This window comes from Alicyclobacillus suci, assembly GCF_017329615.1.
GTDB classification, from domain to species: domain Bacteria; phylum Bacillota; class Bacilli; order Alicyclobacillales; family Alicyclobacillaceae; genus Alicyclobacillus; species Alicyclobacillus suci.
In genome coordinates this window covers 23,325-40,481 of record NZ_JAFMTW010000011.1, presented here as the reverse complement: position 1 = coordinate 40,481, position 17,157 = coordinate 23,325, and the positions used below count along the sequence as shown (strand labels likewise).

17 protein-coding genes are annotated in these 17,157 nt (G+C 53.5%); 3 read left to right on the top strand and 14 right to left on the bottom strand.

Annotation, left to right across the window (positions count from 1 at the left end; translation table 11 throughout):
• Positions 1–33 precede the first annotated feature (33 nt).
• From J3482_RS07920 to J3482_RS07890, 7 genes are all read right to left on the bottom strand, one after another.
• Positions 34–2,007 (bottom strand): stage V sporulation protein D, encoded by a 1,974-nt coding sequence (locus J3482_RS07920; protein ID WP_438938610.1) that lies wholly within the window; start codon positions 2,005–2,007, stop codon positions 34–36.
• Between the two features lie 189 nt (positions 2,008–2,196).
• Positions 2,197–4,401: a peptidoglycan D,D-transpeptidase FtsI family protein gene (locus J3482_RS07915; protein WP_236018019.1), complete on the bottom strand. Its 2,205-nt coding sequence runs from the start codon at positions 4,399–4,401 to the stop codon at positions 2,197–2,199.
• A 6-nt stretch (positions 4,402–4,407) separates the two neighbouring features.
• Entirely contained in the window at positions 4,408–4,794 is a 387-nt protein-coding gene (locus J3482_RS07910) for a septum formation initiator family protein (protein WP_206916429.1), read from the bottom strand.
• A gap of 69 nt (positions 4,795–4,863) precedes the next feature.
• Complete coding sequence (gene rsmH / locus J3482_RS07905) at positions 4,864–5,799, bottom strand: 16S rRNA (cytosine(1402)-N(4))-methyltransferase RsmH (protein WP_146821989.1); 936 nt, start codon at positions 5,797–5,799, stop codon at positions 4,864–4,866.
• Positions 5,800–5,823: 24 nt separating this feature from the next.
• Entirely contained in the window at positions 5,824–6,255 is a 432-nt protein-coding gene (gene mraZ / locus J3482_RS07900; protein WP_146821988.1) for a division/cell wall cluster transcriptional repressor MraZ, read from the bottom strand.
• A gap of 284 nt (positions 6,256–6,539) precedes the next feature.
• Positions 6,540–8,177: a bacillithiol biosynthesis cysteine-adding enzyme BshC gene (bshC, locus tag J3482_RS07895; RefSeq protein ID WP_236018018.1), complete on the bottom strand. Its 1,638-nt coding sequence runs from the start codon at positions 8,175–8,177 to the stop codon at positions 6,540–6,542.
• 52 nt (positions 8,178–8,229) lie between these two features.
• A complete protein-coding gene (locus tag J3482_RS07890) occupies positions 8,230–9,273 on the bottom strand; it encodes an NADH:flavin oxidoreductase/NADH oxidase (protein WP_223204041.1) in 1,044 nt (347 codons plus the stop codon).
• A gap of 161 nt (positions 9,274–9,434) precedes the next feature.
• Here J3482_RS07890 and ymfI point away from each other — a divergent pair, with 161 nt between their 5' ends.
• Complete coding sequence (gene ymfI / locus J3482_RS07885) at positions 9,435–10,208, top strand: elongation factor P 5-aminopentanone reductase (RefSeq protein ID WP_146821987.1); 774 nt, start codon at positions 9,435–9,437, stop codon at positions 10,206–10,208.
• Positions 10,209–10,363: 155 nt separating this feature from the next.
• Positions 10,364–10,867, top strand: coding sequence for a hypothetical protein (locus J3482_RS07880; RefSeq protein WP_146821986.1), 504 nt, complete (start codon positions 10,364–10,366; stop codon positions 10,865–10,867).
• 1 nt (position 10,868) lies between these two features.
• Here the strand turns inward: J3482_RS07880 and J3482_RS07875 are convergent, their stop codons facing one another.
• The 6 genes from J3482_RS07875 to clpP form a co-directional block, all read right to left on the bottom strand.
• On the bottom strand, positions 10,869–12,113 hold the full coding sequence (locus J3482_RS07875; protein WP_146821985.1) for a Ger(x)C family spore germination protein: 1,245 nt from the start codon (positions 12,111–12,113) through the stop codon (positions 10,869–10,871).
• A gap of 78 nt (positions 12,114–12,191) precedes the next feature.
• On the bottom strand, positions 12,192–12,815 hold the full coding sequence (locus tag J3482_RS07870; RefSeq protein WP_146822065.1) for an RsfA family transcriptional regulator: 624 nt from the start codon (positions 12,813–12,815) through the stop codon (positions 12,192–12,194).
• 179 nt (positions 12,816–12,994) lie between these two features.
• The gene (locus J3482_RS07865) at positions 12,995–13,249 is read right to left on the bottom strand and encodes a hypothetical protein (RefSeq protein ID WP_146821984.1); all 255 of its coding nucleotides are present in this window, start codon (positions 13,247–13,249) and stop codon (positions 12,995–12,997) included.
• Between the two features lie 68 nt (positions 13,250–13,317).
• Entirely contained in the window at positions 13,318–14,496 is a 1,179-nt protein-coding gene (gene thiI, locus J3482_RS07860; protein WP_146821983.1) for a tRNA uracil 4-sulfurtransferase ThiI, read from the bottom strand.
• Positions 14,497–14,509: 13 nt separating this feature from the next.
• Complete coding sequence (locus J3482_RS07855) at positions 14,510–15,664, bottom strand: cysteine desulfurase family protein (protein WP_206922248.1); 1,155 nt, start codon at positions 15,662–15,664, stop codon at positions 14,510–14,512.
• Positions 15,665–15,803: 139 nt separating this feature from the next.
• Entirely contained in the window at positions 15,804–16,382 is a 579-nt protein-coding gene (gene clpP, locus J3482_RS07850; protein WP_021297424.1) for an ATP-dependent Clp endopeptidase proteolytic subunit ClpP, read from the bottom strand.
• A 116-nt stretch (positions 16,383–16,498) separates the two neighbouring features.
• On the opposite strand from clpP, the gene J3482_RS07845 reads away from it, so the two are divergent.
• Positions 16,499–16,861 carry a YgaP family membrane protein gene (locus J3482_RS07845; RefSeq protein WP_206916436.1) on the top strand — a complete coding sequence of 121 codons (363 nt, stop codon included), beginning with the start codon at positions 16,499–16,501 and terminating at the stop codon, positions 16,859–16,861.
• An 86-nt stretch (positions 16,862–16,947) separates the two neighbouring features.
• Here J3482_RS07845 and J3482_RS07840 read toward each other — a convergent pair whose 3' ends face one another.
• Positions 16,948–17,148: a hypothetical protein gene (locus J3482_RS07840; protein ID WP_021297426.1), complete on the bottom strand. Its 201-nt coding sequence runs from the start codon at positions 17,146–17,148 to the stop codon at positions 16,948–16,950.
• Positions 17,149–17,157: the final 9 nt, after the last annotated feature.

The following is a 17,157-nucleotide window of genomic DNA, read 5'->3' as shown; positions in this document are numbered from 1 at the left end:
TGTGTGACAAAACCCCTTAAGTCCATGCCCACTCTATTGGTTTTGCTTCTTCTTGTCAATCGACGCCTGTGCCGGGCCGTCTCCTAAAATCAAGCGGATGGTCAATCCCTCATCGACCGTGCTCCCCCCCGCCGGCGACTGTGCAACCACGGTATTACCGGTTCCTTGAATTTGAACACGCAGGTTGGAAGCATTTTGCAACGCCAATTGCTTCGCGTCTTTCAAGCTGAGTCCCACAAAATTCGGAACTTCGACAGGAATGGCATCGCCATACTTGTACTTCTTCGGAATTCCATTCGTCGTCGGCTCGACCCCGAGTTCCTCCAAGCCATCTGCGAGGATGTTCCCAACAATTGGCGCCGCGATCACGCCGCCAAATACCACGCCGTTTTTCGGATGCGGATTGTCAATGGCGATGTAAGCAATCAACTTTGGATTGTTCGCCGGTGCCATGCCAATAAACGAGACGATGTAGTGGCCTGACTCGTAACGCCCGTTCTTAGCGACCTGCGCGGTCCCTGTCTTGCCGGCAATGCGCAGACCAGGTTTGAACGCTTTGCCACCACTGCCCTGCGCCACGACACTCTCCAACGCGCTGCGCACCTGCGCCGCCGTGTTGCTGGAAATCACCTGTCGCACCACCGTCGGCTTCGTCTCGGAAACGATTTGACCCGTATCGTGGTCTTGCACGTCTTGTACGACGTACGGCTTCATCAACTTGCCACCATTGGCCACGGCGCCCAGCGCCATCACCTGTTGAATTGGCGTAACCGAGACACCCTGTCCAAATGCAGTTGTCGCCAATTCCAAAGGACCGACCTTGCTCTCTTTAAAGAGGATACCGTTGCCCTCGCCAGGCAAGTCAATGCCTGTCTTCTGACCAAATCCGAACTTTTTAATGTACGAAAATAGGGTCGTTTTGCCTAGGCGTTCGCCCAAGGCGATAAAGCCAGGGTTACACGAGTTTTCCACGACGTTAAGGAAGGTCTCTGACCCATGGCCACCAGCCTTCCAACAACGGATGCGGTGACCGGCGACCTCGTAATAACCCGGATCATAAAAACTGTCCTTCAAATTGACCTTATTCTCTTGCATCGCAGCAGATAACGTCACAATCTTAAACGTCGACCCCGGCTCAAACGTCTGCCAAATGGCGAGATTGCGATTATAGGTGGACGACGGGTAATCTTGCCAATCCGCGGGTTGAAACGTAGGATAATTCGCCATCGCCTCAATCGCACCAGTTTGCGGGTCCTCGACAATCGCAGTGACGCTGTCCGGATTGTACTCCGCGACGGCTTGTTCAATTTCTCGCTGCACGTACTGCTGAATTTGCAGATTCAGCGTCAATTTGACGTCGTCGCCATCGGTAGCAGGCTCCACTGACTCGCCTTGCCCCGGCAACAGTTCGCCGTTCGCCTTGGCGTAAAACGTAATGCCGCCCTTGCCACCCGTCAGTTGAGTATCGTACTCTTTCTCAATTCCGGTGAGGCCCTGGTTCTCCGAACCCGTGATACCCAGCACCTGTGCCGCTAGGTCACCGTATGGATACGCGCGCTTACCATCCTCGGTAATGTAGATACCGGACAGTTTCAAATCGCGAATTTGTTGAACTTGTTGCTCGCTGATTTTGCGTCCACCGGGTCGCAAATACTCTATCGAACTATGCTTCTTCAAGGTGGCGAGGACCTTGTCCTCCGACATGCCGAGAATCGGCGCAAGCTTCCTCGCCGTCCCCTCCTTGTCCTTCACCTGGGCAGGCACGACCAACACCGATGGCGCCGACGCGGTGTACGTCAGCGGCTGGCCCGCGCTATCGAGAATGCTCCCGCGTGTGCCCGATAGCGGAACCGTCCGTTGCCACAGGTTCTGCGCCTTAGTGGACAGCCACTTATTCTGCAAAATCTGAACAAACACAAGTCTGCCAGCCAATGCCGCGATGGCCAACAGCAATAGCAACAGAAGCCACACCAACCGGCGCCGCATCATTCCACGAGTCACTCGCACGTCGTTCGCCTCCAAGCTCGTTCATCGCAATTATCCTATGCGGACAACTTCCCCTATAGAAGCGCGAAGGTGAGACGACTGCGAGACAGACCACGACGGAACCCGACCGGCACACGGCCGAGTCGGGTTCAAGAACGTCTATTGAACAACTCTCAAAATTACCATCGCAACCATAGCACCATCATCAACTTAAGACTTCAGCGTGACAGGAACAATCGTGCCTGTCGCAATCTGCGACCCTGCCGGTATCGATTGCGAGGAGACAAATCCCGAGCCCGTCGGCTTGATATTGAGCGATAGCGCGGCGAGCAGATTGGTCGCGTCGCGAAGAGACAATCCAATAAGGTTCGGCACAGTGACTTTGTTCCCGGTGTTGGTACTCAATAATCCGTACATTTTACTGCCCTTGGCCACCTGGACGCCTGCAGCCGGCCACTGTTTCGTGACCGTACCCGACTCACCGGCAAACATGGCGGTCAAGCCAAGTGATTTCAATTTCGCTTGTGCAGACTGCTCCGAGAGCCCGACAATACTTGGCGTCTCCACATACGAAACTTTCCCAGCACCCGACGGCGTGACTTCTGAAGCCGACTGGACATCCCCCGTTGGCGGCACGTGATAATACTGCAAGCAATCTTTGATAATCGTGCGCGCATACGGCGCAGCAATGGAGCTACCCCACGTCAACGCTTCCGGCGTCTTCGGATAGTCGACTGTCACATAGACCTCGACTTTTGGGTCGTTCGCCGGTGCGAAACCGATAAACGAAGTAATAAAACGGTCACTGTAGTACTGGCCTGTTTTCGGGTCAGCCACTTGCGCGGTCCCCGTCTTGCCAGCCACTTCGTACCCCGCTATTTTCGCCGCAGCATCGATACCATGCTTTGGATCCGACACGTCGAGCACCATCGTCTGCTTCACTTCATCAAGGACGCTCTGCGGAATGAAATTTTGACGGACGACCGTCGGCTCAAATTGCTTGATGGTCTTGCCGTCCGGCGAGATGATTTTACTCGCGACGTAAGGTTTCATCAGCTTGCCTCCATTCGCAATGACCCCCATCGCCGCCATTTGCTGCAATGGCGTCACCGCGATTCCTTGGCCAAAGCCGGAGGTGGCCAACTGAACAGGGCCCTGGTTACTCGCTGAGAACAATAACGAACGCCCTTCGTTGGGGAGGTCGACACCGGTGGGCTGTGTAAAACCGAACAAGTTCAAATACTTGTTCATGTTGTTCCAACCCAACGCCTCCGCGATTTTGGCGAATCCGACGTTACTCGACTCCTCCAACGCCTGCTGGTAGGTGAGTGTTCCCCAGCCCGATAAGTTCCAATCGTGAATAGTCGTTCCATCGATAGTCGTCTGACCCGATTCATAGGTCTGGTAGAGTGAGACGGAGCCTGTCGCCAACGCTGCCGCCAACACGAACGGCTTAAACGTGGAACCTGGCTCGAAGGTGCTCGTGACGGCCCAGTTTTGCGAGAGCGCATCTGGCGTCTTCCAGTACTCGTTTGGGTCGTAGGTGGGGCGGCTGGACATCGCCAAAATGGCGCCAGTATTCGGGTTGGTAACAATAATCGCGGCATTTTCTGGCCGGTATTTTTGAACAATTTGGTCCATGACGTTTTCGACGAATCCCTGGATATTTTCGTCCAACGTAAGCTGTACACTGTCCCCTGGCTTGGCTTGTTTCGTCACATGCACACTTCCAGGAAGCGGAAAACCCTCGCTGTCGCGCTGATAGCTAAGCGAGCCATTCTGCCCCGCCAGCTCCTGGTTGTACTCGTACTCTACGCCCGCTTCGCCTGTTCCACCCTGGACATAGCCTAGTGTATTCGCCGCGAAATCCTTAAACGGATACTTCCGTTCTTCAGTTGGAGTAAAGGTGATTTCACCACTCCAGTTGGTCGCTTTATCATTCGGCGCCCACGCGTGTTTCGCAAACGCCGCCTGCAGCTTACTCTTGGTCGACGCCAACACAGGTTGCGGCAAGCGCACCCAAGCTGCATCAGTCGACAACAATTTGGTCACATCATCGACAGAAGAACCAAGAATCGGCGCAAGGATAGAGGCAGCGTCCGGCAAATACTTTTTCAAATCCGTTGTCTCAATATCGACATAAGATGCGGACACGTCGAACGCCAAGGAGTTGCCTTGTGCATCGAGAATCGAACCTCGCTGCGCCAAAAGCGTGGTGTTGGCGTCGACAGCCTTCGCTTCGTCGCCCTTTAACTGCTTTCCGTAGACTTTTTGTACATCGTATACCCGCCATAGCACAACGGACAGCGCTAGGACGAGGCTTCCCTGCAACGCCCACATTCGCTTTTTGTTCCGGCTGGATTTACGTTTGGGCTGGTTGCGATTCGACTTCCAACCGGAGTTGTACGTTGGCAAAACTCATCACTTCCCAGATTCAGTAGTCGGGATAGTCACTGTTTTCGTCGGTTTCTGCAGACCCAATTTCTTCGCCTTCGCAAGAATGTTAGCAGGGTTCTTATCTGCAGCAATCTGTGAAGACAAATTCGCATTATCGGCCTGTTGTTGAGCAACCTGTGCTTGAAGTCGACTATTTTCGTAATTCATGCTGTAAATGGACGCACCTTTCGCGGCGACCAACCAAACTGCGAAAAAGCAAATAGCACAGCAAAATCCAAGGCTAAGTCGGTTTAAAAGGCGCGCGCGCCGACGCAGTTCCTCTCGCTGACGCTGATTCTGCTCCCCTCGTTGCGGCGAACGAACTGCCTGGTCAATCCGCGAATTCCCAATTTGTTCTTGGGCCAGTCCCATAATCGTGTCAACCTCCACTCTTCATCCCATCACCTTATCGACAATCCTCGTACGCTCGACACGCTGGACCTATATCTTTTCAATCACCCGAAGTTTTGCTGACCTCGCTCGCGGATTGTTCGTTTGCTCGCTCTGCGACGGCTCGATTGGCTTGCGCGTCACAAGTTTGCCGGCAGGCGTTCTTCCACAAGTGCAAATCGGCATTTCCGGTGGGCAAATACAACCAGTGGCAAAATCTTTGAAGGTTTGTTTGACAATTCTGTCCTCCAACGAGTGAAAACTGATCACGGCTAAGCGACCACCCGGAGCGAGCAGGGAAAAAGCAGACTCCAACCCTTGTTCGAGGACAGACAATTCATCGTTGACAGCGATACGAATCGCTTGAAACACACGGCGGGCCGGATGCGGTCCCGTCCGCCTAGCCGCGGCTGGAATTGCCGCTTTGATGATGTCGGCCAACTGCGTTGTCGACGTGATGCGAGATTGCGCTCGTGCCTCAACAATCCTTCGTGCGATAGCCCGACTATACTTCTCTTCGCCATAGCGAAAAAAAATACGCGCGAGTTCCTCTTGCTCCATCTCGTTGACCAAATCTTCCGCGGTCGTCGTCTGTCGCCGGTCCATCCGCATATCGAGTGGCCCTTCTTGACGATAACTAAAACCGCGTTGTGCAATATCAAACTGTGGAGAGGACACGCCGAGATCGAAAACAATGCCATCGACCTGCGCAAACCCGTGCAATCGCGCATGTTCGGCCATCTCACAAAAATTGCTGTGGACGATAGTCAGCCGATTCAATATATCCGCAAAGCGTTCATGAGCGTTGCGAATCGCCGTTTCGTCCTGGTCAAATGCCATCACCTGACCAGTGGGCGCACTTTGCTCGAGCAGGCGCTGTGTATGCCCGCCGCCACCGAGTGTCGCATCAATATACAAACCTCCGGCGCGTGGTTTAACCGCGTCAACGGTCTCTTCTAACAGAACGGTTTCGTGATTAAAATCCAAGTTTGACTCTCCCTATTTATCGCGTCAGAACGAGAAATCGACCAGGTTTTCAGCGATATCCGCAAACGAGGTCTCTGCTTCCGTCGCGTATGCGGCCCAAATATTCGAATCCCAAATCTCCACGCGGTTGGAGACGCCGATGAGCGTGCAATCCTTGTCCAATCCCGCGTAGTCTCGCAATTTTTGCGGCAACAGAATACGGCCTTGTTTGTCCAATTCGCATTCAGAGGCCCCAGAGAAAAAAAACCGCACAAAGGAGCGGGCGTCTCCGCGCGTCATCGGCAATGCCTTCAACTTGGATTCTAATATCCGCCACTCTTCCATGGGGTATACGAACAAACATTTATCCAGGCCACGGGTAACCACAAATTGGGCACCGAGTTCGTCGCGAAATTTGACCGGTACGGTTAACCGGCCCTTCGCGTCAAGCGAATGTTCGAACTCCCCCATAAACATTTGTGTTCCACCCTCGCGTCTAGATTCCCCACTTTGCCCCACAACTCACCACAAATATATGTGTTCGTCCCACAACGTCAAAGTCCTTCCGTCGAACGAAAAAACATCGAAATTTCCTGGCTCTTTTTCTTATGTAGGCAAAATGCGACGTTTGAGGCAACAGAAAGGGCGGACCGGAGTTGGGCGCCTGCGCCCATGCTGGTCGCAAAAAAGCCGCCCGCGAAAACCCGCGAACGGCGATTCAAGTTCATCATGAACGTTTCACTTCAGTTGCCAGAAGGATTTTAATCGACTGTCACATCTAAATACGCACCCGGCTGCAAGTAATTCCCCCACACCGGAAGCGTTGCAAACCACTGCGCACCCAGTTCTGCCCACAAATTCATTGGGCTAAGGCGGCGTTCCTGCTCATGGCCATCCGTCCAAAACCAGTGTTCAATCCGCCGCAACTGCTGCACATCATCCGACCTCCGGCGTTGCGCCAACCCATAAACTTTCGACTCCAACCGCCGAATCAGTTCTTTATGTCGCGCGATTTGCCGTGCCACGATATCTTGCACCTGCGGCCCAAACGAAGAAAACTCCTCGCCGAACCGCTCAAGTTGACCGGAAAACGCCGTCTCCATCTGGGTGATTTGTGCATGCAACACGTCTTTGACGTCTCGCAGCGCACGCGTGGCGACAAGGTCGCAAGGTTGTGCCACATCCTCGAAGGAAATTCCCCACTGCGCCATCGTGCGCGCGACAGCTGGCGTCGCGATGCGCACGCGCTGCCGCATCACGAGCGGCGGCAAGTTGCGACCGTGTGCGTGGAACACGGCGCGCGACAGCGGGTGGTATGCAATTTCTGATGGCCCACCGACATACACGAGTGTCGGCAACAGATGATCTTGAATCACCGGGCGCAATAACACGTTGGAACTAAACCGTTGCGGTGCGACCACGGCCGTATCCTGCAATTGGGCCAACGTATATTCTGCCCCGAGCCCGCGCGCGACAAACGTGCCCGGTTGTCGACGCTCAAGCACATAACGCCGTCCTTCTACAACCTGAAAAACCGTAGAATGTAACGCGTCGCGAATGACCTCGTGGGAGAACCCCGCTTCTGCCACTTCATCATATGCCTTCTGCAAATTCGCCTGGACTGTATCAAACGACGCCAACGTATTGGCGAACACAGGCCCCACCAAACTGCGTAACTCAGGTAGGCACGGGTCTAAGATGACAATGGGATGATTGCACAAAAGTTTTGTCATGAGCCGCGCAAACCACACCGCCAACGAGTCGCCTTCTTCAAACGTCTCGCGCAGCGTCGTTAGCACTTCCGACTTATAAGGAAGTTCTGGAAGCTCCCTGTGCAGCGCCTCGAGAACGGACACCACTTGCACTTGTGTCAATGCCGCATGGTAGACCATTTGATGCGAATCAAACGAATGCTCAAGACGAATCCGCGTCACGTCGTGGGTCGAGTTGAGAATATAGGCGTGATCAACCTCAGCAAAATCGTGGTCTTCTGACGCCACCCAAAAGACCGGAACGACTGGACGGCCGAGTTCACGTTCCAGTTGTTCCGCCAAACCAATCGCCGAGAGCGCCTTGCTGATGGAATAAAAAGGGCCTAGCAGAAGCCCTGACTGTTGCCCAGTGACCACAGCGACACTCCGTGGATCTAACAAGCGCTTGACAGCAGCACGTTGCGCCGGCGTTTGGCCAATGCGCTGGCCATAGGCCGTCAATGCGCGGACCAGCGTTTGTCGATGGGCGTCGTCAAACCACTGAGTCACCGTCTCGGCGCGCGTGGCATACGTCTGAAGTTGTTTTGGATCTTGCTCATCATAAAGATGCGCCACTCGCTGAAAATCAAACAACTGGGCATCGGTAAGGCGATTCCCCGTAGGCGCCTGATGGATTGTACACTTCAAGCGAGAACATTCCCTTCAACATGTGCTGCACCAGCGCTGTGGTGAGCACCCATCATGCATTTGGAATTTTGTACGCGCGCACATATGGAACGGGCGGCTCGACCGGGTGCGAGAGCGCAAGTGCGGCATCGTGCCCCCAATTCTTGTTGCGCAAAAAACCACGAGCGATAAAAATCAAGTCTGCACGATTCGACTGGACAATCGAATCTGCCAGTATCGGATCATCCAACATGCCCACGCCACCAACCAAGATATCAATATCGCGACGAATCGCTTCTGCTAAGGGGATCTGATACCCTGCATAGACCTTGTCAGGCGGCGTAGGCACGTTTCCACCGGATGAGACATCAATTAGACTGACGCCTGCGTCCTTGAACGCTTGCGCATAGTAGCGCATGTCATCCATGGTCAATCCCGCCGGATGGTATTCACGCGCGGAAACGCGAACAAACAATGGCATCTCTTGCGGAATTACGGCACGCACGGCACGAACCACGGCAAGCGGGAAGCGCAGGCGCCCCTCGCGCGAACCGCCATATCCATCCTCGCGTTGGTTCGATAAAGGCGAGAGAAATTGATGCAAAAGATACCCGTGCGCCGCATGCACTTCAATCACATCGAAACCAGCTTCGACGGCGCGCTTCGCGCTCTCTTCAAAGGCGCAAATAACCTGTGACATATCCTCTTCTGTCATCGCCTGTGGCAACTTATACCGGTCACTAAACGCGATAGCGGACGGTGCAATCGGCTCACTATCCAAATCTGCCTTGCGCCCCGCATGATTTAACTGAATGCCCACGAGTACATCCTGGCGATGGGCGAAATCGACGATGCGACGAAGCCCTTCCACCTGCCCGTCCTCGTAAAGCCCCACGTCGCGGTTGGAAATCCGCCCACGCGCTTCAACACTGGTCGCCTCGACAAACATCAGGCTGGCGCCAGCCAACGCCAAGGAACCATAGTGCACCGTGTGCCAATCGTTGATATAGCCGGTCTCTTCGGCCTGGTACTGGCACATGGGAGAGACGACGATGCGATTTTTGAGTGTGAGCCCACCAATCGCCAGCGGATCGAACAAACCTGCCAAAATGAGCACCTCACCTTATGTACATCGCACTATGACGAAATCAATGCTGCTGATTTCAATCATAACAACAAGCATCTACTAAAGTAAAATAAGGATGACTAGCGAATCCAAAAGTCGAACCAAAGCCAAATGGCTTCACTGAATCTATGACATAAGGAGCATACCACGCCATGGAGGCAGAATCACGGGAATGGGGGCAAAGCGCCCCGCTTGCAGGTAAAGTCGCAGTGGTAACGGGCGCGTCTCGGGGCATCGGTAAACGCATTGCCACCACACTTGCAAAAGCGGGTGCGCACGTCGCCGTCCACTACCACCAAGCACGCGTTGAGGCATTTGACACAGTGGCTCAATGTGTTGGTTACGGCACAAGAGCCGTGGCGATTCAAGCGGATGTCTCGCAAGAAGAAGACGTTCAGCGGCTGTTTCTCGAAGCCACACAACTGGGTACACCGAGTATCTTAGTGAACAACGCAGGCGTTGCGCACTATGGGCTAGTGATGGACCTGTCCCTTCGCGAGTGGAATCGCGTCCTGCAAACCAATCTGACGTCGACGTTCCTCTGTTCGAAGGAGGCAATTCCATATCTTCGCCGGGTGGAGGACGGGCGCATTATCAACGTCTCGTCTGTCCACGGTCTGCGCGGCGCAGCGATGGAAGCAGCATATTCCGCAAGCAAGGCCGGTATCATTGCGTTCACTGAGTCCCTTGCCCTCGAGCTGGCAAGTCTCGGCATCACGGTCAATGCGGTGGCTCCCGGCGTCATTGATACCGACATGCTGAGGGGATTTAGTGCGGAAGAAAAGCGACAACTGCAAACAGAGACGCCCATCGGACGCCTCGGAACACCGTACGATGTCGCACATGTGGTTCGATTTTTAGCATCTCCGGACTCGTCCTTCATCACCGGACAAGTCATCAGTCCAAACGGCGGGCGATTGCCCTAATTTCACCATTGGCCACGAGCCTGCGGACATTTGTCTACACGGAACGTCTAGCTAGTGGCATTGGTTACATCAGGCACCGCGTGCAACATGCCAGGTTGGTGGCCGTGCACCAACCTGGTACCTCCTTGCGTGCCAGAGGGGTGAAGACGACACGAATGACAAAACGGAAGCACAAACCCACCCGGTCTTTTGCAACATTGAGTCGAAAACTGCGTTCAGAAGCGAAAGCTTTAGGGATGTCGGAAGACGAATACTTGCGGCTGACGCTCTCCTTGTCAAAGGCGCTGCGCGAGTCTCTCGGCTCGACGAAGGAACTGAACGCCAAACAGTTTCTCAGCTTTGTCGAGAGCCCGATGTTTGCCATCTTACTCAAAGGGATTGTCCAAACCGCTATGTCGACCTTCACACAAAAAAGCGACGACAATAGTGAGAAACCAACCGAGGGCGAACCAAAACCAAATACCTATAGGCCCATGCAGCCAAGCCAACCACCTGTCGCCGTCCAACCAGGTTCACCAAGGCGCGCACCCATTCCACAGTGGGGCTACGGCTATCCGCCAGCGCAACCAACGCAGCCAAGGGAGCCTGTTGTGCCACCATTCGCGCCGCCCGTCGGGCAACCCGTGCAACCCAGTGCAGGACGGCTATTTTGGCCGTGACTTACGCATTATTCGACTTGAGCGGCTCTGTTTGCACGCCAAAGCGGCGAATGTGCAAATTCGTCTGCACGACAATCTTGGCATCCTCCACTTTCTTTGCCCAAGGATACGCGTCAAACTGCTGGTAGGTACGAAACTGGCCACGAATATATCGCGACACCGGGATGACATCTGCCTTGTCATCAACCAGCAACCGATGTAAAAGCGCCGTAAGGCGCGCGTTAAACTTGTTATCGAGCGTGGCCTCCAACTGTTGGCGCCCCTGGTCGCTAGAATAGTCCTTGCCGCTTGCAATGTTGATGACATCCGCGTCAATGGGCACAGCAACGCTTATCGTCACGGGGTTCGACAAATCGACTTGAAAGCGCGGCGCGTGTTCTTTGTGCAAGGTCAACCCGATGTCGTCACTCTCCCCGCCGTCCGTAAAATCGATTTTCCCATTATTCATACCGCCCTCTAAAAGCCTGAGAAGAATCATATCCTCCCCGTTCAAATAATCTACGACTTTGTCGCCTCGAAACACCGCCCCACCCATCCAATCGACAGGATTGCCTCCGGTGCGCTCGACTTCACCGGCTTCGTAACTGACCTTAGATTGATCAGACAACTCCGCTTCCTTCGTCACATATTTATTGATGTCGTACAGGGGGGCAACCACATCTTGGTGCGGATTCTCCATCGCCGTTGCAAATTCGTGTAACCGACAGACTGGAATCGTCCCCGCCCGATTTGCCAAAATCGAAATATTGTCATTCACGCGGGCACTCGACGTATCCAGCATTGGTGCAAACTGACTGATACAATCTTTCGCGGACGACTTCGCCACCGCTAATGGAACAGTCCGGCGAAACTCGCGGTAGCGAATCAATGGCTGTACATACTTGAGAATTCCTTGTTTTGCTAACGAATCTCCAAATAAAATTAAGCTTAAGTGTGAAAATGTCACGTTCCGCTCAATCGATCCCGACGCCAACACCATGGCCTCATTGATACTGTGCGCGCGAATCGTAATTGGTTCCTTTGCAGCAAGCGGTTCCTGCCCGCCGCCACCACCGCCACTGGCCGGGTTGACCGGCAACGCGATACGGAACGTACAGTCGATGAGTCCATTTGGCGCTTGGTCAACGCCAAGTACGGTAACAAACGCCTGTTGCTCTAATTCCTGTCTGTCGTAACAGCCTGTCATTGCAAAGGGCGTTATAATCAAACACGCCGTGGCCCAAATCCGTTTCCAAATTGGCAGCATCCAATGTTCACCTTCCCAAGGGTAGGTTGGCACGGAAACATTTTGAACATGCACACACGGCAACAAAAAAGAGCGAGCTTATTCGGCTCGCTCCATTGGTTCGACGTGGTCGATACGCTCCAAATTCCCAAATTCGTCGATTTGGTACATAAACCCTTCAGACAACTGCGTTTCGTCGAAGACAGCCGCTTTGCGCGCGCGTTCCATAATCTCGACCAACGCTTTGTAATCCTTTGCCACGGTCTCGTAATCGCTGCGAAGTTGCAAGAACTCTTCCCGCATTTTACGATGTTCTTCTTGCAACTCGCGAAACCGATTCTTCCACTCATTGGCTTGACGTTCCGCATTGCGCCAACGCGATGCCCACTCTTGCGCCGTATTTTTTTCCTGGCGCAAGAAGCGGAGTACTTGCGCCCACGACATCAACGTCGCGGTTGGATGGTCGAGATCTCCACCCTCCATTTGCGCCTGTACGCGTTCCGATTTACTGCGCTTGCGTTCTTCTTTTGCCATTTCGATAATATTTCGCTGTTGTTTACGAACACACGCGTTCCAGCGGAACCCACAAGCGGCAGCCGTCCGCCCAAGTCGCCGCGATGCTTCATTAAACCCCGCTAACTGCGTGCTGCCTTGTTTGATATGTTTGAGGACAATTTCCGCTAGAATTTCGTCGTCCTCTGTGGTCCATGCATCCTGACGCATGGCTCGGTTTGATTGACGCATGAAGTTCCCTCCTAAAGTTCATCGTGTTGTACTGATTGCCCGCACATGCCTTGCTATGAGTTATCACGAGACTATCATTTGTTATAACCAAATCTGAGAGTGGTTAAACGTCAAAAAAGCGATGATCTCTCGATCACCGCTTTTTTATTGCAACATCCCTATTTCAATGGTTGACGTTGGTCATCTCCACTGGCAATCCGGCGCCAGCCGCGACGGCGGTAAATTTTCTCGTCGTGCGGTCCGACAAACGTAAACACCACGCGCGGCGATTGTAACACGCCATCACGTCGACGCAAAATGCGCCAGAGCACGCTGGCAAGCCAAATCAGTCGAGCTGATCTAGATCCGCGGAACACGGTGTAAATCATGGAGAACAGCCGAAACATCCGAAACAACAATCGAAACATTCCCATACGCCTCACTCCTGTAGGTAGTGTGCCCACACAGTGTACGCGCATGCGAAGCGCAGGTTGTAGACAACTTACAGTGCACCAGTTGCAGAGATTCTTTTCACTTCCACAGAATGAAGTGCCGTGTCAACTAACTGCTGCACATCCAGTTTTTCTTCCGCGCGTTCGACCTCTTTTAATGTCGGGTGCGTCTTTGGATGTCTTGGAGCAAATATGGAACAGCAGTCATCATATGGCTGAATGGATGTCTCAAACGTCCCAATGCGACGAGCCACATTGATAATATCCTGCTTGTCCTCCATCCCTACCGGGCGCAATACAGACAAGGATGTGGCCGAGTCGACCGCGTAGATGCCCTCTAACGTTTGACTGGCCACTTGGCCGAGACTATCCCCTGTCACCAACGCTAACCATCCCCGGCGCGCTGCCAAAGCTTCGCAAATCCGAAACATCATACGCCGCAAAAGAATCGTCCGCAATGCTTCCGGGCACGATTTTTGAATCGCGGCCTGAGTCTCCGTCACAGAAATCAAATGAAGATTCAAATCGCGAGACCATTCTGCCAAGGTGCTCGTCAATTCCTCTACTTTGCGCTGCGCTCGCTCGCTCGTGAACGGAAAACTGTGAAAGTGAACCAGATCTACTTGCAATCCGCGTTTCATCGCCTTCCAAACGGCAACCGGACTGTCGATACCCCCAGACAACAAAGCGCAAACCCGGCCACTCATCCCCACAGGTAAACCTGCCGCACCCTCAACTTTTTCCGCGTACAAATACGCGCCTTCATCTCGCACATCGATATGAATGGTCGCATCTGGATGGTGCACATCGACTATAAGCCCCGCATGCGCAGACAACACCGCCTCGCCCACGTACCCAGCCAACGTCGGACTATCCATGACAAAGCGCTTATTTCCACGCTTCACTTCCACTTTAAACGTCCGCGGTACAGTAGGTAGCTTGTCGAACAGCTGATTGGCAGCCTCAGTGATGGTTTCCACGTCCGCTCTTACCGCCATGACTGGACTCAATGAACTGATGCCAAACACCTTCGTAAGTCGCGTCAACACTGGCTCTGCAGGTGTACCATTGAGTTGCACGAGAATGCGACTGCTGATTCGCCGCACGTTCACGGCTTCCCACGCTTTGACAGCCTGCTGGACATTGTTCATCAGCAGGCGCTCTAGTTGTGAGCGGTTTTGCCCCTTCGTATTGATTTCTCCATACCGAACCAAAATATGGTCAAACATCCCGTTACCCCTCTCAAGCGCCAACCATCGAACGCAACCACGAACTTTGCTCGCGAACGACCGTGAGCGCACTTGCCAAATCTTCTCTATCGATTCCCGGGTGCCAAGAAAACCGCACTGCCGCGTCAACTTCGTCCTTGGAAAGCCCCATAGCTTCTAACACGTGACTGCGCTTCTGTTTCCCGTGCGCGGTCGAACATGCGCTTCCGGACGAGACATAAACACCTTGGGACTCAAGCGCGTGAACAATCACCTCGCCGCGCAAGCCCTTGAGCGACGCATTTACGATATACGGTGATGGCGATTTGGGTTTGCGCACGGTCCATCCCGGAATTCGCTCTAGTTCATCGACAAACCACTCGCGCGTCGCCAACGCATTCGATTCAGCCTCCAGTCGTTTGACTGCAATTTCCGCCGCTAAACCAAATACATCCGCCCCCAACACGTTCTCCGTGCCAGAGCGAGTCCCCAATTCTTGGCCACCCCCATACAGGATAGGCTCCAATTTAATCCCCGGGCGGACATACAGACCCCCTGTTCCTTTCAGCGCACCGATTTTATGCGCCGACACCGTATATAAATCGATAGCGGTATCCGCCAGACGCACCGGAATTTTGCCGAACGCCTGAGTGCCATCGACATGGAACCGAATCTTCGGGTACTCGGTTAACGCTTTTGCAACTTCGACCACCGGTAAGATGGCACCAGTCTCGTTATTCACATGCATCATCGAGACAAACACCGTATCCGGGCGAATTGCCTCCAGCACTTCATTTACCTGAATATCCCCGTTGCCATCCGGTCGAATATAAGTTACTTCCCACCCGCGTTTTTCTAATGTCCGGATAGGTTCTAGCACTGCAGGATGCTCTATCGCCGTCGTCACAATATGGCGACCACGCCCCTCTAAGAGCGCCAGACTGCCAAAGACGGCCAAGTTGTTCGCTTCCGTGCCGCCACCAGTAAACACCAGTCGTCCCGCCTTAGCGCCAAGCGCCTTCAGAACCCGTGTGCGAGCAGTCGACAGCCGCTCTTCAGCAGCCATCCCAATCCGGTGCAAGGACGATGGGTTACCAAACACATCGAGCATCTCGGACACGCGCTGTTTTACATCTTCCAACAAGGGAGACGTCGAAGCGTAATCGAGATATATTGTTTTTTCTGGCATCGTCTCTCCCCTCCCGCTCGTCCGTACAAGCATAATGGTATCAAAAAAGGCGCGTCAACACGCAGCATAATGCTGCGTGGCGCGCCTTCTACTTCCACTACTGGTCTATCGTACCTGACCAATCGACAACAGCAGGCAATCAGCGAACAATCACTTCGTCAATCAACCCGTATTCCTTCGCTTCTTGCGCCGACATGAAGTTGTCGCGGTCGGTATCGCGCGCGACCCGCTCCAATGGCTGCCCGGAGCGCTCACTGAGAATTTTGTTCAACTTCTCACGGGTTTTCAAAATGTGCTTCGCGTGAATCTCGATATCAGAAGCCTGCCCGCGCGCTCCACCGAGTGGCTGGTGAATCATCACTTCCGAATTTGGCAATGCGTACCGCTTGCCTTTCGCTCCGGCGGTCAACAACACGGCCCCCATGCTCGCAGCCATGCCGACGCACATTGTGCTCACATCCGGCTTGATATGTTGCATCGTGTCATAGATGGCCAGTCCAGCTGACACAGACCCACCCGGGCTGTTTATGTACATTTGAATATCCTTTTCTGGATCATCGGCCGCTAAGAACAACAATTGCGCCACAACGGCGTTTGCGACATCGTCGTCAATCGCCGTCCCCAAGAACACAATACGGTCCTTCAACAGCCTTGAATAAATATCGTAACTGCGCTCTCCTCGCGATGTCTGTTCAACAACATACGGAATCAGACTCATCCCTACACGCCTCCTTATTCATTACTACGATACCCATGATGCAGCAAAAACAGCATTTAGTCAAGAAAGGTCAAATCGCTTTATAGAAGATCCTTTTCATAGGAAGAGCAGTCCCAGTGAATACTGTTGATAATCCAAGGAAGGGTGTGCGCGTTGTGGAACAAAACCTGAGTACAGTAGATAAGTATGTGCGAATGGTAACGGGTTTGTTGGCACTTGGTGTTGCCTCGCGGCGCCGCGTTTCGCCAACGACAAGAACGATTCTATGGTCGTTTGGCGCGATGAAATTGGCAGAAGGCGCAACTGGCTGGTGTCCCATGCAAGCTGTTACCGAGCGTTTGACCAATCAAAAATCATCCCGTTCTTCGCAATCATCATCGCGAAACGACTCCCACGCTTCATCCAAGCAACCGAACGCTGACGGAAGCGACAACTACGATATTCCATCCTACACAAAGATGGAACATCAAACCCAGTGAGTTCACAAACAAAGCGCGGGTTGCCAACAATGTTGGGCAGCCCGCGCTTTGTTCAACTGGGTTAAAATGAACGATGGATACACGGATTACAGCCAACGTGCGGATGGCACAGAGGCCTCTTGCCGGCGAAACCGAACGCCGTATTTGCCGCTTTTCGCACGGTACACCTCGACATTGGTGGGACGAGCAGTCCGCCGAATGCGTTCGTCTGCTTCAACCCACATCACGGCACAGTACGCTTCAAACTTTGACTCGTATAGCCCGGCAAAATACACCCACTCGTCCATATCCCCATC